Below are 20,427 nucleotides of genomic sequence, written 5' to 3'. Positions count from 1 at the left end.
ATTTTTTATTTTTTCGGTTTTATCCAAAAAAACCAAAAGAATTTGTCCTTGCAATAAAGCTCCCAATAGGTTTAGAATTACGCTTACCATAACCCAAAAATCGTAATTTGAAAATTTTCCCTGCTGACTTTCAAACGAATAAGAATGCTTGAGAAAAGGACAGGACAAAGCCCCTTGAACAAATCTTCCGATGATACAACAAACAAGAATGCATATAGCAACAACTGCCGTTGTCTTTTGGAAAACATCCCCGAGGACCTTCTATTCAGCCTGCTGGACAATGCCTATGAAAGCCTTATTCTTGTGGACGCGCAGGGAATTGTCCGTTTCATGAGTCAATCCAATGAAGGCTATTCCGACATATCCGTAAAAAACTCCCTGGGACGACATATTCAAGAAATCAGGCCGGACACCAAGATGACAAGGGTTCTCGAGACAGGCAGAGCCGAAATCGGCAGGAGCATGGTCTTAAACAGGAATAATCGAATAGTTGCACGAATTCCTCTATTTAAAGACAATCGCCTCATAGGTGCCATGGGCAAAATGATGTTCACCAGCCCAGACAAATTAAAGCAGCTCTATGAGCGTATTGATTGCCTGAAAAACCAGATTGATTATTATAAGGATGTGCTGCATCAGTCATATGCCACCCAGTATACGTTTGATAACATCATTGGAAACTCCGAGGCCATCCTCAAATGCAAGGCATTGGCGAATAAAGCCGCGCAATCCGACGCTTCCGTTTTAATAACTGGAGAATCCGGAACGGGGAAGGAACTTTTTGCCCACGCTATTCACCAGATCAGTCAGCGCAGTAAATCCAATTTTGTCCGGGTAAATTGCGCGTCCATCCCCAGTGAATTAATAGAATCAGAACTGTTCGGATATGAAGCAGGCGCCTTTACCGGTGCCAATAAAAAGGGAAAAGCCGGAAAATTTGAACTGGCCAATCATGGAACCATTTTTCTGGATGAAATCGGTGATATGCCCCCCCTGCTTCAGGTGAAGCTCATGCGGGTACTTCAGGAAAAAGAGGTGGAAAGGCTGGGCGGAAAACCCAAAAAGATTGATTTTCGGGTCATCAGCGCCACCAACTGTGATCTGAACAAAATGGTAAGCGACAAAACCTTCCGTCTGGATCTTTACTACAGATTAAATGTGTTTGTCATTACCCTGCCGTCTTTAAGGGATATCAAAGAAGATATTCCTGAAATATTCAACCATTTTCTGGATAAACTCAGCAAAGGGAACAGAAGACAGGTACCCACTGTATCCCCGGAAGCCATGGCCGCACTCCAGAACTACTCCTGGCCCGGCAATCTCAGAGAGTTAAGAAACATTGCCGATCGTTCCATTATCCTTTGCAATGATAACGCAATTGAGATCAAGGACCTGCCCATCTCCCTGCAAGAAAAAGCAGATACCTGCCAGCCCATGGAAGAGATGGGGGATTCGTTAAAAAGCATCATGGAAAGCACAGAAAAAAAAGCCATTCTAAATGCCCTTAAAAGAGCTGATAACAACCGCGAAAAAGCATCTGCCCTTCTAAAAATCCATCGTACCGGTCTTTATCAGAAAATGAAAAAATATAATATCTCCTGAGCCCCTCCGTAACCATCTGCTACGGTATTTCGGTTGGTTCACAAAAAACATCAAGGAATTGAGTGAGGAACCCAAGAAATATAACACAAAGCCCTCACTGAGTTCCTCACACTAAAATGGGTGAAAGCCTTACAAACAAATTATACTTTCTCAAACTTGCCTTTTTTCATGTCTTCTTCTGCCTTGGCTTTGGCCTTATAATGAATCTTTTTTCCTGTGGCTGTAAGATCAATTGCTTCTGTAAATTTATAATACTTAGGCCTTTTATATCGTGCCAGCATGGGATGTTGTCGGCAAAATTCATCAAGTTCACTCACGGTTAAAGAGGCATCTTTCCTGATAACATATGCCACGACCACCTGCCCCCATTTTTTATCAGGGACACCTGTTACCACACATTCTTCTACCTTATAATATTCATTGATGGCTTCTTCCACCTGTGCGGGCTGTATGTTTTCTCCACCGGAAATAAGCATATCGTCTTTCCTTCCCACAATTGTTACAAATTCTTCTTCATTCCAGGTCGCCAGATCTCCGATATATACCCAGCCTTTATAAAATTTCTTTTCCGCTTCTTCCGGCTTGTTAAGATAATCATAGGAACATTTCCCGGGAGCCTTTATTATGACCTCTCCCACGGTTTCATTATCTTTGGCCACAACGTCAGACGGCTCAGCAAACCGATCAGGATAAAGTTTTACAACCGCCATATCATCATCCGTGCATGATTTGCCTGCGGTACCCGCCATCCTGGGAAGATCATGGGGCCTTAAAAAGGTATTCCAGAAAGCTTCTGTGGACCCATAACCGTTAAAAATATTCGGGGTTAAAATTTTCTGGAACTCAATGCAGGCATTTCTTTCAAGCGGGGCTCCCATGGTGACAATCCCTTTCAGCTTACTAAGATCCCTGGTTTCTCGAAGCTGTTCGTCATGAATAGCCTTAAGGGTCACCGGGGCACCGATGAGAAAAGTCACGCCATATTTTTCAACATGGGATAAAACCACTCGGGGATCAAAGTTTCTCAATACAACGATCTCGCCACCGGCATAGAGCGTGGGATTGGGTCCCCCGGAATACAATCCGCCACGGTGAAACCACGGCGTCATATTCATTGTTTTATCCATGGATGAAAGTGGAAAATGCATCAGTACATCATGGGCACTCATTATCTCACAAACATTGTTTAAGGGCACGCCTTTGGGCATTCCCGTGGTGCCAGACGTATACAATCGAGTGGTTTCATCATAGATATGTGTCGGTCTTTCTATGGACGGATCATCATCAGAGGCATCTCTTACATATTCATCATAGGAAATTGAACCTGCAAAGGGTTTTTCTTTCCCTGACACATCAATCATCACAACTTTTTCAGGTTTATGACTGGCTGTATTTAAAGCCTTTTCACACATCTCTTTTACTTCGGAATCATAAAAAAAAATCTTGGGTTTACTATCATCAATGGTATATGCCGTCTCACCATAAGAAAGTCGAAAGTTAATGGGACAGTTGACGGCCCCTATTTTTTGGGGGGCAAGATAGAGAAAGGCAAATTCTGCGCAATTTAACAATTGGTACATTACAACATCCTGCTTCCGAACCCCATCGGCAATCATGGCATTGGCAAGCCTGTTGCTCTCCTGATTCAGTTGAGGATAAGTCCAGCTTTTTCCCCTTTCAGGACAGGTGATGGCTGTCCTGTTGCTATGACGATGAACATTTCTCAAAAAACCATTAATATAGGTAAACTCATTCTCAAAGACATCTATAAACATCTCACTGTTGTAGGTAAATTTTTTCATCTTTTTTTGTCTCCATTTTAAGAACCCCTCAGTCATAAGTTCTCTGAACTGCCACCACATAATGGTCTATTTTCAACATCATATGAAGTATAAGAATGGGAACTTACGACTATTGAGTATGGGAGTATGTCAAAATAATTTTTGCCTACCGCATCAGCCTGCCATGGTCAACCCGCCACTGACACTTATGACCTGACCGGTGATAAAATCAGCTTCCTTTGAGGCTAAGAAGGTTACGGCATATGCAATGTCTTCAGGAACGCCCATTCGTTTCAGAGGGATTATCCTTTCCATGCCGGAAAGCACCTTATTATTGAACTCACTGTCATCCTTCATTTCTTTTACCAATGGAGTATTGGTGGGACCTGGACAGACCACATTTACATTTATTTTGGTTTTAGCAAGTTCCCTTGCCATTGCTTTGGAAAAAGCGATTACCGCACCTTTGGTGCCTGAATAGACCGCTTCTCCACTGCTGCCCACCCGTCCGGCATCCGAGGCGATACTGATGATTTTGCCATAATTATTGTTTTTCATCTCTTCCATGGCACAGAACACGCAATTGAGTGTTCCTTTGTAGTTGATATCAATGATCTTATTCCATAGTTCCGGGTCTGTCTTATGAAAGGGAATCATTCTATCCCAGCCAGCATTGTTCACAAGAATATCAACACTGCCGAAGTGTTCTTTTGCTCTTGCCACCATGGCCTTGACTTCATCAAAATTGCATATATCGGTTTTGATGGCCATGGCTTTACCACCATTGCTTTCTATCTCAGCAGCAGTTTTTTCCGCCTCTTCCTTTAAAAGATCCGCTATCACAATTCGGGCTCCCTGTTTCGCCATGACAGTGGCGATCCCCTTACCGATTCCCCTTGATCCTCCAGTAATAATTACAACTTTTCCTGTTAATTCATACATTTAACGACTCCTTTTAATCAATCCATTAATTGTTGGCAGGACACCTTAATCACCGGTTAAGGCATTTTATTAAGGTCTTTTTTTAACTGACGACAAAATTTAGAGACAGCGAATGGGGTGTTATTTATATGGCAAATATTCTTTACCGAAAACTTCTCTTGAAATGACCATTTTTGATACTTGGGCAGTTCCATCAGCTATTTCGATGGCCATGACATCCCTCAATCTTTGTTCCAGGGGCAAATCTTCCGTGTATCCGTAATGACCATGCAACAGAAGACAGTCATGAATGGCATTCACCGAAAATTTGGGGGCCATCCATTTAACCATTGCCGCTTCTTTGGTGTGGGTTTTTTTATTGTCTCTCAACCACAGAGATTTGTAACAAAGCAATCTTACGGATTCAATAATGCTGAGATGTTCGACGATGGGAAAAGAAACCCCTTCATATTTGGCCAGAGGTTTATTAAAGCTATGTCTTTCTTTGGTATAGGCAATGGTTTCCTTAAGCGATATTTCCGCAGCCCCAATACAAAGCAAGGCAAGATAGACACGGCTAACATCAAATGATTTCATTCCGATCTTAAACCCTTCACCTTCATTTCCTATGAGATATTTCGCCGGAATCTTCACATCATCCATAAAAATGGAGCCTCTTACCAATGCTTTCCCGCCCATATCATCAAAGGACTGCCGGGAAATACCTGGTAAATCATTGGGTACTACAAAAGCACTAACCCCCCGGGGGCCATTGTCGGGATCTGTCTTGGCAAAAACCACTGTCACATCAGCTGCCATGATGGATGTAATCCCTGATTTTTCTCCATTTAATATATAATAATCACCTTTCTTTACCGCCTGGGAGGCCATGGCTGCGGCATCTGTGCCGCAATGGGGTTCCGTCAGAGCAAAAGCAGGTACCATATCCCCTGCGATAATGGGACGCAAGAATTCTGATTTCATTGCCTCCGTACCATGCTGCATCATACAGCAACATAACTCTGTTGCTGCAAATGCCGCAGAAGCCAGATTCGGATCACCTTTTGCTAACTCTTCGGTGGCTATCCCCTGGGTCACACAGTCCGCCCCCAGACCTCCGTCTTTCACGGGTACATTCATCCCCAGCAGTCCTAGATCACCGATTTTCTTCCAGATTTCCATAGGAAAAGTTTTTTCTCGGTCCCATTTGGAATATTGGGGTAAAAGTTCTTTCTGGGCAAAACGCCTCACGGCATCGGTTATTTGTTTTTGTTCTTTGTTAAATCCAAATTCCATTTAAAACACCTCCGGCATAAAATGTGAGCACAACAATAGAGTTTTATCGTAATTTCGCTGATTTTGAAGCGTTGATTGTTAAATTGGAGAACAAGCTGCCCGGCTTGCTTGCTCCAACAGGTTTTTCAGCAGGCTGTGATGTGCGACAAACACATTCTCAACTCAGTATTCAGGGCAGCTGTGCAGACATGAAATTTATCTGAATTTTGAAAAATCAGGTTTTCTTTTTTCTTTAAAGGCATTATTACCTTCGGCGGACTCCTCCGTTCCGTAAAACATGCTCAACCCCCCTACACCAAGGTTGGTGATACCTGCTATTCCATCAAATTCGGCATGGAACGCATATTTGAGCATTTTAAGGGCAGTCGGACTCTTTTCCAGGAGCTCTGCACACCATTTATCTACTTCACTATCCAGTTGATCGTGGGGGACTACAATATTGACCAGACCCATCTCCAGGGCTTCAACAGCGGAATATATGTGGCACATATACCAGATTTCCTTTGCTTTTTTTATACCAACGGCTCGAACGAGATCTCCGGTGCCGAATCCCGGATCAAAGCTGCCGACCTTCGGACCGGCCTGGCCGAATTTTGCCCTTTCAGAGGCGATGGAAAAATCACAAACCACATGAAAAACATGGCCGCCACCGATGGCATAACCGTTGACCCTGGCAATTACCGGTTTGGGTATGGACCGAATCAAGTGGGTCACCTGCTGCCAGCCGACTTCCAGGGGCAAGGCTGCAATTGTTCCGGCATATCCGCCCATATCTCTGATGGATTGATCCCCCCCGGTGCAAAATGCCTTGTCTCCGGCACCCGTGAACACAACCACGCCAACGGATTTATCAACCCATGCATCTGTAAGTACCTGGGTCAGTTCATAAACGGTCTGGGGTGCACAGGCGTTGTATTTATCCGGCCTGTTAATGATAATTTTTGCAATGCCTTCTGATTTTTCGTATATAATGTCCTCAAAATTCATTTTCTTCTCCTTTAATTTATCTGTTAAGCTGACGAAGAATATTTTGACCCAATGCGCGACACATCATGATAGTCAAAGGGTCATCCATAACTCCTTTTTTCCATAAAATTTTTTCATCTTTCATGTCGTCAAACAGGGTTCCAATAACGCCGATATTATAAATGGGAGCATCCACAATTCTGGAGTCAACCACATGGACACCATGGTGTTGGAGAAAACGTTCAAGAATCATCTGGGTCATTTCCTGTCCGCCGTTTCGCAATCCGGCATGGGTAAGAACACCCCCGACTTTGCCATCAAGCAGGTTTTTGCACATATGCATCCAACGCGTGCGATCAATAAATATCTTCATAAGGCTGGTTACATTTGCAAAATATACAGGAGAACCAAGCACAATGGCATCGGCCTTCAGCATTTTTTCGGCAATCATTGCCATGTCATCGTTGAGAACACTGCATTCAGGGGTTTGAAGGCATTTATTGCATGCCCGACAAAGTTCAATTTTATGATTTGCAAGCTCCAAAAGTTCGGTATGCCCCCCCTTGTCTTTGATTTCATTCAGGACAAGGTTTAACATTAAAGCGGTATTCTTACCTGGACGATGACTGGAATTAATAGCAAGTATATTCATATTCTGATTCCTGTTTTTTCGTTATATCTTAGACATGTACTTGTTTCAGGACGGGGTTGATCATAAGATGGACCACAATTCTCAACTGACGGAACAAGCCTGAACTCACCCCAAAGTGGCTGAGATTGTAACCAAGCCCTTCACGACGATTCAAATGCCAGACTGGGTGCTGGGGTGCGTAATACAATCTTCTATGTCTTTGTGAACCGGGCAAGGGAAAAATATGCTTCACCCGGGGCGGTATTTAGTAAAACATCCAAATAAAAAACAGCAAATAATTGTGATTCATTTAATCTGAAAATATTTTGATTTTGACAAATCGTCAACCATGGTTGATTGACTATTGATTGACCATATATTATAGTCAATACGTGTTTTCTGGGGCGCAATCACAGCATCTTCCCTGAAGCCACCCCATTACGATATAGAGGAGTGAGCTATGAATTCAAAAAGTTATTCCTTTTTTAAAGAACTGGTGGAAAGCACCCATAATGATGACGCGGAACGTCTATTGCGTAAAAAGGAAGAAATGTGGAACAAGCTATTCAGTGCCAGTCCCACATGGATAATATTGGTGACTTTAAGGGAAGGTGCATTCCTTGATTTCAACAATGCCTTTTGCAGCGATACCGGATATTATAAAGAAGAGGTCCTTGGAAGGACTTCCAATGAAATCGGAATATGGTCTGATCCGGAAGGTCGAAGCCGTGCGTTGTCATTGATAAAGGAAAAAGGGGGATTGGATAAATTACCCATAAAGCTGAGAATGAAAAATGGTGAGGTTCGTAATTTCTTATGGTCCAATTCCATCATCGACGTGGAAAATCAAAAATGTCTTATTAATGTTTTAGTTGATGTAACCACCCTGAAAAGAACAGAAACGCAATTGGCTGACGCCAATAAAGAACTGGAAAAACGCTCTGCCAAATTATTGGAGTTGAACACCGCTTTGAAAGTTCTTTTAAATCAGAGGGCTGAAGATAAAAAAGAACTGGAGTCGAAAGTCTGGCACAACATAAAAAACATGATACAACCTCACCTGAACAATCTAATAATGACCCGCCTGAGCCCCACTCAGCATGCACATCTGGATGTAATCATGGATCGTCTGGATGAAATTGCTTCAGACATAGGTGAAAGGCTGGGAAATGATGTCTATGGTCTAAGTGCCCGTGAAATGGAAGTAGCAGGACATATTATTGCGGGAAAGACGAATAAAGACATTGCAAAGATTCTTCATATATCGGTACACTCTGTTGAATCACATCGTTTTTCAATACGAAAAAAACTAAGTCTGACAGGAAGTCGAGCCAATCTAAGAACCCACCTTTTAAACCTGTCCAAACATGTATGTTGATAACAGATATGCAGGTAAATATTCGGTGAGCTCCCCATCATCACCCGTTTTGGTCTGCTCATATAGCACATCAGGATCCGACGCAGCCACAAACAGCCGAATATGGGCACTGCCCAAACATTTACATATGCAAGTTCTGATTTTATTCTTTTCCAGACGTTTGTGCCAGAGACAAGATCCTTTGCGGTCCCAGTAAAAAAATTGGGGGGAATTATCAGAAGATGGGCCACCCGTCACAATTATTTAAAGGGCAACTGCAATGTACGGCACATCTTTTTCAGGATTTACAACGAAAAACAGAACTGCAGCACCCACGGTTATAAAAATTGCGCAAGTCAAAAAACTGTCGTAACCGCCCGCATCAATGATCCATCCCCCGGCAAAAGGCCCCATAAAACTGCCGAAATGAATGGAAAGCATCATCATATTAGAATTATATCCACGGTATTGCGGTTGACTCACAAGGTACATCAAGGAGTTGAGGGGGGGAACGCATAGCCCCATACCCATTCCAAAGACAACTGCAATGGGAAGTATCCATGCCGGATCCCGAACCAGCAGCAGTAGTCCAAATCCCGCTCCGGTACCCAGCAACGCGATGATAATCAAGGCAAGTTTTGAAACCGTGTCAAAAATACGTCCGCCGACAAGACGAATGGTAATCATAACGCCCATTTGAGTGCTAAAAAACAATCCCGTATTTTGAATTCCCCGTTGCACGGCAAACCCTTCAAACAGATAAAAAAGGGCTGTAAAAATTGTGAAATAGATGGCATTGACAATGAGGATGGATATCACAGGTTTGCGCATGAGGTTCCGCCTTCTTGCGCCGTTGTCCAATGAAGACTGTTGGCCCGCTTTATCCACACCCGTATCCGGGTCCGACATCTGGGGTCTTATCCGATTACGGATGTTGGAGATAATTTTAATGGCAGGCAGCAGCAACAGTGCTGTGCCCAGGTAAACGAACGTGGGCTTCTCCACATAAGGATGGATCATCTCCGATACTGCCGGCATAATGGAATACGGCAACAACAGCGCCACCGAATAGAGGCTGAAAGCCATACCGATTTTGTGGGACGGAATGATGGCAATCAACATAACCATGGTCGATGCCATCACCAAAAACACCCCGGCACCATTGGCAATGCGCACAAGCGCCAACAACCAGAAATTTTCTACAAACAGATAAGCGAACCCGCAACAGACCACCAGCAAAATGCCGGAGAACACACAGAAAATGGCATTATTGATCGTGATATGCTTACTTGCAAACAAATAAAGGGACATTGCCGTAAGGGAGTAGATGCCAATTAAAAACCCCGACTGCTTACCCAAAAAGCCGAGATGTTGCAGATATAAATGAAAATTATAAAAAGCCGCCACATTGCACAGCGCCAGAAAAGTAATCATGCAGAGGGACAGAAATTCAAAATTGAAAAGAGTCTTTTTTACCATGGGTGGAACCTACTCCATTCTAATTTCAAAATCAATAATCCTCTGCTTTTGAAGACCGATTCTGCAATTTACCCCGGGCCTCAATGGACTCCGGCGTCAGCAATAGTTCACTAAAACAGGTAAATTCCAATGTCATTCGTTGGGCAAGAGCCTGTTCATAGTCCTGTTTTAAAAGTTGCTTTACCAGCAAAAGTGCCCGTTGGGGCTGTTTGGCCAAATATTCTGCCTTTTCAACCGCATAATTGAAAAGTTCTTGTGATGGTACAACTCCATTGACGAGCCCCAGTTCCATGGCCGTTGATGTTTCAAAAAAATCACCCAGCATCAGGGCTTCAGCGGCCTTTTTATATCCGGCAGCTACGGGCAGCAAAAGGGTTGAACCGGCTTCCGGACAAACCCCGAGATTAACAAAAGGCATACGAAAACGGGTGTCAAAGGCAGCATAGGCCAAATCACAATGCAGCAGTAAGGTTACCCCCACCCCCACAGCAAGACCGGAGACGGCGGCAACAACTGGCTTTTTAAAAGATTGAAGCGTCATCAAAAAGATTGCACCGTGTGATGGTTTATCCGGATTACGATTATCAAACTCTTTTAAATCGTTACCTGCAGAAAATGCATCCCTGGTACCATGCAACAAAACCGTTTTAACATCGACACTGTCCTTGGCACGTCTCAATGCCATACTCATAGCATCATACATATCGCCCGTTAAAGCATTTCTTTTTTCAGGACGATTAATTCCTATTCTCATCACCTTATTTTGAATAACAATATCAATATTCCTGTTCTCAATCATTCGATAAATTTCCCATGTTTCTGCCACTTTTATCAACCCGTTACATGAGCCTTTTAATTCACCATTTTACCGGGAAGCCACAGCGCAATTTCAGGAAAAACGATAACGAGGATAAGCCCAATGGCCTGCAGTAAACAAAAGGGTAAAACGGAACGATACAGATCGTTCATGGTAATATGGGGCGGAGCCACTCCTTTTAATATAAAAAGATTAAAACCGAATGGAGGCGTGAGATATCCCATGGTCATGTTGATGACAAATAAAACGCCAAACCATAACAGGTCAAATCCCAATGCATTGACAATGGGAATAAGAATAGGACCAAGCAGGGTGATTATGGCGGCAGGTTCCAGAATCATTCCACAGAAAAAGAAGAGGAATTGGATAAAAATTAATATCCACCACCTGGAAACGCCTAAATTCAACATCATTTCCTGAACCAGCTCCTGAACCCCGATAAATGCCAGATAATGTGTAAAACATGCAGCACCGATGATGATCCACATGACCATGGCATTTACTTTAACGGTACTCAAAAGCGCCGAAGTAAGATTCGCAAGGTTAAAACGTTTGTATATAACCATGCATAAAAGCGCACCGAAAGCACCTATACCGGCGGCTTCTGTGGGTGTGGCAACCCCCTGATAAATACTTCCCAGTACAAAAAGTACCAGGAGAATCGGAAGGATAATTCCCTTTAATGATAACATTTTTTCCACAAAGGTATATCTTTCAGGAACAGAAGGTCCCATTTCGGGATTCAGGAGGCATCTAATAGCTATATATCCAATAAATAAAATACTGAGCACTAAACCGGGCATGATACCGGCCATGAAAAGCTTACCCACGGATACATCGGCAATGCCTGCATATATAATCATAATAATACTTGGAGGAATTAGAATCCCCAAGGCTCCTCCCGCCATGATTGATCCAAGGACCAAACTTTTATCATATCCACGTTTAAACATGGCAGGCAATGCGATTAAGCCCATTGTAACAGTGGCTACGGAACCGACACCTGACATGGCCCCGAAAATCGCACAAATAATAACGGTTCCAATGGCAAGTCCTCCCCTTAAACGTCCTGACCACATATAAATAATTTGATACAAATCATCGGCCAATCCACTACGCTCCAGAAAATTTGCCATTAATATGAAAAGGGGCACAGCGATGAGAATAAAACTGGTTGAATCGCTGTAGGTGGTACTAACTATCTGATACAATGCACCCACTCCCCAGGAGCAAATCGTTCCCAGCATGGCCACACCCGTAAGAGCAAAACCCACAGGAACCCCGATGAGAAGCAAAATAAAAAATGAAGCGCCGACAATAGTTACCGTCCAGTCCATGGCGATGTCCTTTATGAATTCTTTTCAATATTAAAGAAAAATTTACAAATACCGGAGATGGCTGCAAGCAATAACAAAACCCCTCCCAGGGGAATGCTTGACCATACCGGCCACAAAAGAAGCCCCAGTACACTTTCGGATCGATGATTATTAACAAAAGTGTTCCAAAATTCTTGCCCCCCCATCCAGATAAGAACAATACAAAGACAGATAACAACTACATATTGAACCAAATCCAAACGCTCTTGTACCTTCAAGGACAAACGGATACGAACCAGATCAATTCTTACATGGGCACCCTCCAGCAATGCATAACCGGTTGCAAGTAAAGAAATCCCGCAGAAAAGATATTGAGAAATTTCCATGGTCCAATCCAGAGGAGCTTTCAAAATGTATCTTGAGAAAACGCCAAGTACAACAATCGCCACAAGCACCAGACAAAGGAAACCCGCAAGATAACCACCGGCACTCACAATAAAATCCATAACTTTAATTGTTTTTTTCATTTAATTTCCTATGACTCGATGAGCAAACCCTCAAATTTTTTTATAGTAGTCGCTATTAAAATTTGTTCATGTTTATAAAAATGGATGAGGGACCAGTACAAGGAGAGGCCAGACTTGCGTTACTGGCATTATCCATGAAGTTTTGGGTTTGTACCGAATTTGGTCTGGATAACGCCAATAACACAAGCCTGACCCCGTTCTCGCATAATCGACCAACAAAAATTTGAATATTAGATGGAAACGACAACTCGAACAATAAAGGATACTAAAAAGAACATGTCCTTTTTAAAACAATGGATGCTTGATTTTCATTTCAGCAAAATATTTTCTTAATATTTCAATCTGCTCCGCACATAGGTCGCTTCCCTTGGAATGATCTTCATACACAGGCTTAAGGGCTGTTATCATTTTATTCACCTCTTCTGTGGGCAATTCAATGATCGTCACATTATTTTCTTTACAAAAATCAATGATTTCAGCATCATTCTTTTCCGATAAATTAGCAGAATGAATACTGGTCAGAAAGCCAGCCATGTTAACAGCATCTTTTTCCTCCGCTGACAATTTTTCCCACACCTTATTATTAAATAATATTTCCACCATTCCCGGAGAATGGAGCGTGGGAGAGCTTACATAGGAAACAACTTCATAGAATTTATAATCCCTGAGGGTGTACCATGGATAATCCGTGCCATCTGCCACTCCTCTTTGCAGTGCAGTATACTGTTCCGCACCGGACAATGATACGGATGATCCTCCCAATTCCTTTACTATTTTTCCTTCCATTCCCACGGCTCGGATCTTTTTCCCCTTTAAATCTTCCATACTGTTAATGGGAAAATTGGTCATCAGACCCATTTTTGCCACGGAAATGGGTGCCACATAATAACACCCCTGTTTGGCAGTGGCCCGTCGCATAACATCCAGATACCCGTAATTATAATAAATATCCATGGCTTCAGAAACATTTTTCCAGCTGAACGGAAGCCATTCACCATTCACTTCAGGAATAACACCAGCATAGTAAAGCATTGAACCGATATAACCATCTATCATGTTCCGCTGCATTGCAGTGAGTCCTTCTTTTGCTTTAACAAGCTGGCCGGGATAGAATATTTTAATGGAAAGTTCTCCCTTTGTTAATTCTTTCACTTTGTCAGCAAAAAACAGGCTATTGGCTGCAACACTGCTTGTCTGGGGATACACCAGCTGAATCTTCAGCTCTTTTTTTGCGAAAGCCACTCCAGTCACCAGAAACATCATTGAAATAGAGACAACACAAAGTACGGTCCATCTTAAGCATTTTCGATACATAATAGACTCCTTTAATCTAATAAACCAGCACTGGCAGACCATAGCTAAAAAATGAGTCCGCCTGCAACGAATCTTGAAAATCCTTCCTCGTTTTGCCAGGACTTTCACATAAAAAGACAGTGGTTATTCCCTAATAAAAATGACACCATCATTTCTTCCTTGTCTTTGCCCATAAGAAACAAGTCCCATCTCATAGGCCTTTCGGGACAAATCCTCCCTAAAATCAGGATGTGCAATGGAAATAAGCGCCAAAGCTCTCTGGCTGTTGCTCAACCCTCTTAAATTGACCACCCCCCATTCTGTTGCCACATATTGGGTAAGGGTTCTTGGAACGGTTATATTAGAACCGGTTTCCAAAAGAGGAAGGATTCTTGATATCCCCTTGTAGGTTGAATACAAAGAAAGGACACTGACTCCCTTCTGATCCTGGGACATCATCGTACCCATTACAAAATCCAATTGACCTCCGGACCCGCTTATCTGGTAAGGCCTTCCATTGAAAACCATCTGTTCCGATGCCACCTGCCCCGTTAAATCCACATTAATGGCACTGTTCAAGGAAAACATCCTGGGTTGCTGAGCGATGATGAAAGGATGATTGGTATAATCCACGGGATACATAGCAAAGGCCGAATTATGATCTGCATAATCATAGAGTTCTCGATCCCCCAGACAAAAGGTAAACACGGTCTTGAAACGATCCTTTACCTTTTCACTGTTGGTGACCACCCCATGTTCTATCAAATCAACCATTTTAGAGGTGAGCATCTCAGTATGCAGCCCACAATTTTTTATTCCCGAAGAGGCGATGGAATCAAGAACCGCATTGGGTAATCCACCAATACCTATCTGAAGGGTGGAGCCATCCTGAATTAATCCTGCCTGTAAGATATTTTCAGCGATCATCTTATCCTCTGGTTTCGACTGAATTTCAGGCAGACAAAAGGTCTCAAATTCGTCATCCTCCACAATGTAAGCCACGGAATCAATGTGAAGGCTCTCTTCGTATCCCCCGTTAATCACCGGCATATCTTTCCTTACAACGACCACTATCTTATCGGTGACATCGGCAATGGCCATGTTATGCCCACTGGTCAGACCAAAATGAAAATATCCTTTTTCATCCATGGGAGAGGTGACAACAAAGAAAAATTTAAAATGGTGTTTTTCCCGATAAACCATGGGGGCGGTGTGCCATGTTTCCGGGGTATAAACCCCCACTCCTCTTTGTTTTGAAAGAGAACGTACGGGCCCCAGTAAAAAACCGCTGACCCACTGAAAAACGCTTCCCTCGGGATCTGCCTCACAGATCTTATATTTTATGGTATCCAGATAGCTGTTGACCTTAATATCTTCCAGTTCCCCCACGCGTTGGGCAAGGTACTTATCCACCACGGCAGCGATATTTGCGGAACCGCCCAGGTGAATGTGATCCCCCGATTTCACCATGCCGGCCGCTTCTTTTGCTGAAATCAGCTTATTTTTATATTCACTTAATCGATTTTTTTTCATTCTTATGCATTCCTAAGGGATTTTATATAAAAGTCCTTATGTTTAGCGGTTCCCAGACTTTCATGCTTTGTTGTGTCAGGTGGCCTGACATGGCCGTTATTTGTTTGTGATAAAACCCGGCAAAGCGTAAATATGGGACCTGTCCAAACATTTACGTTACCCACCTGAATATTTAAGGCAAACCCTCACCGACCTTTGAATACAGGAGAGCGTTTTTCCATAAACGCCTTAAACCCCTCATTTCGATCTTCGGTCTCCCTGACGATGGCACTGCCCTGCCCCTCAACTTCCAGGCCCTTTTCAATACCTTCATAAAGACCTGCAGAAAAAGCATCCAAAACGCATTGCACGGCTATGGGAGGACGAGCCGCAAGTTTTTCTGCAAAAGCAAAGGCATCTTTCATAAGCGAATCCGGAAGTGATTTTTGATTAATCAACCCTATTTCCAGTGCCTTGGAGGCATTGATTCGCTTGCTGAAAAGAATCATGTCCAGGGCACGGGATCGCCCCACAAGACGGGTCAGACGCTGGGTTCCACCCCATCCCGGAATAATGCCCAGATTTAGCTCTGTGAGACCCAGCACCGTTTTGGGATTGTCCACCATGATTCTGAAATGACACGACATGGCAAGTTCCAGCCCACCGCCCAGTGCATGGCCATTGATAAGGGCAATGGTGGGCTTTGACAACCGATCAATCTTACGCCACAACGCACGTCCCTTGGGGCTGATGATGTCCGCATTGGCGGCATCACTGACGTCAAACCCTGCAGAAAAACATTTCTCGCCACTGCCGGTTATAATGATCACCCGAACATCCCTGTCCGTACTTACCTTCTCAATACAGTCTTCAAAGTCTTCCATGGTGGCAAGATTCCAGGTATTGGCAGGCGGATGATTAATGGTGATAACGGCAATGTGACCCTTCAGTTCGTAAGTCAGATTATTATATGAAACCACTTTGATATCTCCTCCTATTTATTTTTTTCCGGTCAGGGTATCTGCGATGACATCCTTTTGCAGATGCCCATTGCCCTCCAGGATTTCAAACATCTTCGCGTCTCTATAAAATCCTTCCACCTCGTACTCATCAACATAACCATATCCGCCCAAAAGCTGGATGGCATGATCCGTTATTTTCATGGCCGTCTGGGTGGCGACAAGCTTGGCCATGGTACAAAATTTTGTAGCACCCCTGGCTTTTTCACAGGCCAGAACACCCTGAAAAACCATCAACCTTGCCATTTCAATGGCCGTTATCATTTCTGCAAGCTTATGCCGGGTAATCTGGAAATCGATGAGCTTTTGACCGAATTGTTCCCGTTGTTTTACGTACTCAAAGGCCCGGTCAAAGGCTCCCTGGGCAGTACCCACCGCCAGAGAAGCCACAAGCAGGCGACTATGATTAAAAAATTCAACAACCTGAGAAAGCCCCTGGTTTTCCCCACCAATGAGATTTTCCAACGGGACGCGAACATTATTAAAATCAACATGGTTCAAATATAAAAGTCTGCTCCCCAATCGATTCCCCACATCAACGGTTGACACCCCTTCACAATGGGCTTCCACAAGTATGGTGCTCAAACTCTGCGCCGGACTTTGAACATCCGGATCTGTTTTGCATAGAACAATGTAGAAACCCGCCAATGGCCCGCCGTTGATGGCAAAGCTTTTGCTTCCATTGATCAACCAGGTATCTCCCTCTTTAACCGCCGTGGTGTTACACCCCATAAAGTCATTGCCCATGCCCGCTTCGGTAAAGGCACAGCTTGAAATCGTTTTTGCCCCGGCGATTTTGGGAAGCCAGGTCTTTTTTTGTTGCTCACTGCCATGGGCAAGTAATATATCAGCGCCATATCCGGCCAGAGCCACACAGCTACCCACCGTGGAATTAGCGGTGGTCAAACCTTCAGCAATCAGCAATTTTTCCAAAAGTCCCAATTCTTCGCCGCCGTACGCTTCGGGAAAGTCAATACCTGAAAAACCCAGTTCAGCGGCTTTCTTAAGGATCTTTTCCGGATAGGTCTTATTGTTGATCAGTTCATGGACAATCTCTTTTTTAAATTCGCCTTTTACAAAATCTTTAACTGCTTTTATGATCTGTTGTTGTTCTTTATTGAGTTCAAACTTCACCTTCGTTCTCCTAAGGGGGGATAAGGAATGCCATCAAAATCTCAACCAGGAATCGTGCTTATTTTTTTAAAAGATTTTTTGCAATTATGATCCGTTGAATTTCACTGGTACCTTCATAAATTCTATACAAACGTACATCTCTTAAAAAGATTTCCATTTGATTCATGGTCAGAGCACCGTCCATCTCAAAAAGATCAATGGCTTTTTCTGCAACGCGACTTGCCATTTCAGTACAGAATACCTTCACCATGGACGCTTCTGTGGTTACGTTCTTACCACTGTCCCTCAATGATGCCGTATGATAGAGCATCTGCCTTGCGGCATAGATTTGCGTTCCCATGTCCGCCAGATCAAATTTAACGGCCTGGAGCTTGTTTCCGGAAGTACCTTTTTTAATTTTCTTTCGGATTTCCTCCATACACAATTCCATCATCTTTTGGGAGGCCCCCAGGGCACAGGCCCCCATGGACAAACGTCCTTTGTCCAGCACCCGCATGGCGGTTTTAAACCCTTCCCCCACTTTTTCCATGCCGCCAATGACATTCTCTTTGGGGACGATACAGTCCTTGAAAATCAATTCATGGGTATGAGATCCCTTCAAGCCCATCTTTAAATCCGCAGGTCCCACGAAAAATCCCGGCATTCCCTGCTCCACAATAAATGCGGAGACGCCGCCCCGGGCCCTCTTTTTTTCATCGGTGACGGCAATGGTCGTAAACACCTGGGCCGTATCCGCATTGGTGATAAACTGTTTTGTACCATTGAGAACCCAGTGGTCCTCTTTTAAGACAGCGCTGGTGGAAATATTGGCGGCATCCGATCCAGCGTCGGGTTCCGTCAGTGCAAAGGAGGCGGTCCATTCCCCGGAGGCGATACGCGGCAGGTATTTTCGCTTTTGTTCCTCTGTGCCGTCATAAAGTATCCCCATGGACCCAATTCCGTTACTGGTACCGATGCGCGAACGATGACAGGCATTGGTCCTGGTTATCTCTTCGTATATGATGACTTCCTGAAGAGTGCTCAGCCCCAATCCGCCATATTCTCCGGGGATGGAAAGACCAAAAAGCCCCAATTGACGCATCCGATCAACCATACCTTCAGGAATTGTCGTATGCTGTTCAATCTCAAGGGAGATGGGGTCCAGTTCATTTTCAACAAAATCACGTATTTTTAATCTGAATTTTTCAAATTCTTCCGGCATCGGCCCTGGCATAAACGTCCTCTTTTTTTTTATATGAAAAAGCAGGTACTGGGTGCTGGGTATTCGCAGCAACTACTTTTTCATTATTCGTTATGGCTGGTGGTTACAGCCATGTGGGTTTATATGAAAAGGTCGCCTTCAAGTTTACTTCAGCAGAGCCCCCCCGTGGGGTAATAGGAACCGGACAATTGAGCTGTCTACAGTTCCGGTCCGGGACCATTACCCCTCGGGGGGGCGGCATAATACCATTTTCTATATTCGTTGTGTCCGATAGAACATGTGGGTTTATATAAAATACTCGGCAAATCCTATGAATATTTCAAGCTTTGTTGTGGACGGAACGGGATCAGAATAAGGCCTGCCCGTGGCAGTTATTGTCTGTTCAGATTTTCCCAGATCATTGAATACCCCTGACCTCTTCCCACACACATGGTGGTAAGACCATATTTTGCCGTGGGTTTTTCTTTGAAAAGTCTCTGCATAAATGCAATGAGCCGGGGACCGGATGAGGCAAGCGGATGTCCATAGGCAATGGCTCCCCCCCAGATATTCACCCGGGGATCATCCGCTTTCAGGCCCAGGCGATCCAGATCGTACAATGCCTGAATGGCAAAGGCTTCATTAACCTCTATGATATCCATATCGTCCATGGTAAGACCGGCCTTGTCCAGTGCTTTCAAGGTGGCTGGCACCGGAGCCGTGCCCATGATCTTGGGATCAACGCCAGCCACCGCTGTGGAGATCCATCGCATTGTGGGTGCCATACCGACTTCTTTGGCTTTTTTGCCGTTCATAAGAAGTACTGCTGCTGCGCCATCATTTAAACCCGAAGCATTACCTGCAGTGACGCGTCCATTTTCACGAAAGGGGGTCTTAAGTTTTTTCAGACTTTCCATGGTGGTTTCAGGCCGAGGGTGTTGATCTTTATCTGCGATAATCTTTGTACCATCGGCCAGCTCCACATCCATGGGAATGATCATATCCACCATTTTTCCGGCAGCTACGGCCTGTTGGGTTTTCTGCTGGGATGCCACGGCATAGGCATCGGTCATTTCTTTGGTTAATTCCGGACACAGATCATGGATATTTTCTGCGGTCATCCCCATATTAAAGGCTGATGCCCCGCCCATGGCCGCCTCTGCCCCGGGATGTGAATCACGCATGTAGCCCATGGGCAAATGCCCCATATGCTCCACACCCCCGGCCACGACACAATCGGCCATACCGCTTGCAATATAAGAAACACCGAATCCCACTGCGGTAAGTCCCCCTGCGCACATTCGATCCACTGAGCACCCGGGAACTTCCCATCCCCAGCCCGCCAGCATGGAAATCATTCTTCCAATGGTACCGCCCTGCTCTGCGATCTGATTGGTGGCCCCCCAGATAAGATCCTCCACCATCTTTGGGGAAGCCTTGGGATTTCGTTTCATCAGCCCCTGCAGCACGGCAACGGACATATCCTCGGCTCTTGTTTTCCAGAAAATCCCTTTTTCACCCGCTCGACCGAAGGCTGTACGAACCGCATCCATAACCAAAACATCACTTTCTTTAAACGCCATTGTTTTCTCCTTT

At 44.2% G+C, this 20,427-nt stretch carries 17 protein-coding genes; 2 read left to right on the top strand and 15 right to left on the bottom strand.

Going from position 1 to position 20,427, the window contains the following annotated elements:
- Window positions 1-174: 174 nt before the first annotated feature.
- Complete coding sequence (locus ACYQ2M_RS11490) at window positions 175-1,602, top strand: sigma-54 interaction domain-containing protein (protein ID WP_459916486.1); 1,428 nt, start codon at window positions 175-177, stop codon at window positions 1,600-1,602.
- A gap of 140 nt (window positions 1,603-1,742) precedes the next feature.
- On the opposite strand, the gene ACYQ2M_RS11485 is transcribed toward ACYQ2M_RS11490, so the two are convergent.
- The 5 genes from ACYQ2M_RS11485 to ACYQ2M_RS11465 form a co-directional block, all read right to left on the bottom strand.
- Complete coding sequence (locus ACYQ2M_RS11485; RefSeq protein WP_459916485.1) at window positions 1,743-3,404, bottom strand: class I adenylate-forming enzyme family protein; 1,662 nt, start codon at window positions 3,402-3,404, stop codon at window positions 1,743-1,745.
- 153 nt (window positions 3,405-3,557) lie between these two features.
- The gene (locus ACYQ2M_RS11480; RefSeq protein WP_459916484.1) at window positions 3,558-4,325 is read right to left on the bottom strand and encodes an SDR family NAD(P)-dependent oxidoreductase; all 768 of its coding nucleotides are present in this window, start codon (window positions 4,323-4,325) and stop codon (window positions 3,558-3,560) included.
- Between the two features lie 120 nt (window positions 4,326-4,445).
- Window positions 4,446-5,600, bottom strand: a complete 1,155-nt coding sequence (locus ACYQ2M_RS11475) for an acyl-CoA dehydrogenase family protein (RefSeq protein ID WP_459916483.1) — start codon at window positions 5,598-5,600, stop codon at window positions 4,446-4,448.
- A gap of 195 nt (window positions 5,601-5,795) precedes the next feature.
- Entirely contained in the window at window positions 5,796-6,587 is a 792-nt protein-coding gene (locus ACYQ2M_RS11470) for an enoyl-CoA hydratase-related protein (protein WP_459916482.1), read from the bottom strand.
- 16 nt (window positions 6,588-6,603) lie between these two features.
- Complete coding sequence (locus ACYQ2M_RS11465) at window positions 6,604-7,218, bottom strand: flavodoxin family protein (protein ID WP_459916481.1); 615 nt, start codon at window positions 7,216-7,218, stop codon at window positions 6,604-6,606.
- Window positions 7,219-7,657: 439 nt separating this feature from the next.
- Between ACYQ2M_RS11465 and ACYQ2M_RS11460 the strand changes: the two genes are divergently transcribed.
- Entirely contained in the window at window positions 7,658-8,575 is a 918-nt protein-coding gene (locus tag ACYQ2M_RS11460; protein WP_459916480.1) for a PAS domain S-box protein, read from the top strand.
- A 243-nt stretch (window positions 8,576-8,818) separates the two neighbouring features.
- Here ACYQ2M_RS11460 and ACYQ2M_RS11455 read toward each other — a convergent pair whose 3' ends face one another.
- From ACYQ2M_RS11455 to ACYQ2M_RS11410, 10 genes are all read right to left on the bottom strand, one after another.
- Window positions 8,819-10,033 (bottom strand): MFS transporter, encoded by a 1,215-nt coding sequence (locus tag ACYQ2M_RS11455; protein WP_459916479.1) that lies wholly within the window; start codon window positions 10,031-10,033, stop codon window positions 8,819-8,821.
- Between the two features lie 31 nt (window positions 10,034-10,064).
- The gene (locus ACYQ2M_RS11450) at window positions 10,065-10,832 is read right to left on the bottom strand and encodes an enoyl-CoA hydratase-related protein (protein ID WP_459916478.1); all 768 of its coding nucleotides are present in this window, start codon (window positions 10,830-10,832) and stop codon (window positions 10,065-10,067) included.
- Window positions 10,833-10,885: 53 nt separating this feature from the next.
- Window positions 10,886-12,187 (bottom strand): TRAP transporter large permease, encoded by a 1,302-nt coding sequence (locus tag ACYQ2M_RS11445; protein WP_459916477.1) that lies wholly within the window; start codon window positions 12,185-12,187, stop codon window positions 10,886-10,888.
- Between the two features lie 11 nt (window positions 12,188-12,198).
- Window positions 12,199-12,693 (bottom strand): TRAP transporter small permease subunit, encoded by a 495-nt coding sequence (locus ACYQ2M_RS11440; RefSeq protein WP_459916476.1) that lies wholly within the window; start codon window positions 12,691-12,693, stop codon window positions 12,199-12,201.
- Window positions 12,694-12,978: 285 nt separating this feature from the next.
- On the bottom strand, window positions 12,979-14,007 hold the full coding sequence (locus ACYQ2M_RS11435; RefSeq protein ID WP_459916475.1) for a TRAP transporter substrate-binding protein: 1,029 nt from the start codon (window positions 14,005-14,007) through the stop codon (window positions 12,979-12,981).
- Between the two features lie 123 nt (window positions 14,008-14,130).
- Complete coding sequence (locus ACYQ2M_RS11430; RefSeq protein WP_459916474.1) at window positions 14,131-15,519, bottom strand: acetyl-CoA hydrolase/transferase family protein; 1,389 nt, start codon at window positions 15,517-15,519, stop codon at window positions 14,131-14,133.
- Between the two features lie 185 nt (window positions 15,520-15,704).
- Entirely contained in the window at window positions 15,705-16,478 is a 774-nt protein-coding gene (locus ACYQ2M_RS11425) for an enoyl-CoA hydratase-related protein (protein ID WP_459916473.1), read from the bottom strand.
- An 18-nt stretch (window positions 16,479-16,496) separates the two neighbouring features.
- Window positions 16,497-17,651 carry an acyl-CoA dehydrogenase family protein gene (locus ACYQ2M_RS11420; protein ID WP_459916472.1) on the bottom strand — a complete coding sequence of 385 codons (1,155 nt, stop codon included), beginning with the start codon at window positions 17,649-17,651 and terminating at the stop codon, window positions 16,497-16,499.
- Between the two features lie 58 nt (window positions 17,652-17,709).
- On the bottom strand, window positions 17,710-18,864 hold the full coding sequence (locus ACYQ2M_RS11415; RefSeq protein WP_459916471.1) for an acyl-CoA dehydrogenase family protein: 1,155 nt from the start codon (window positions 18,862-18,864) through the stop codon (window positions 17,710-17,712).
- Window positions 18,865-19,223: 359 nt separating this feature from the next.
- Window positions 19,224-20,414: a thiolase family protein gene (locus tag ACYQ2M_RS11410; protein WP_459916470.1), complete on the bottom strand. Its 1,191-nt coding sequence runs from the start codon at window positions 20,412-20,414 to the stop codon at window positions 19,224-19,226.
- Between the last annotated feature and the right edge of the window lie 13 nt (window positions 20,415-20,427).

The sequence above is a fragment of the Desulfocicer niacini genome (genome assembly GCF_054657595.1).
The sequence above is the reverse complement of the archived record's forward strand: the minus strand, read 5'-3'. Positions and strand labels throughout refer to the sequence as shown.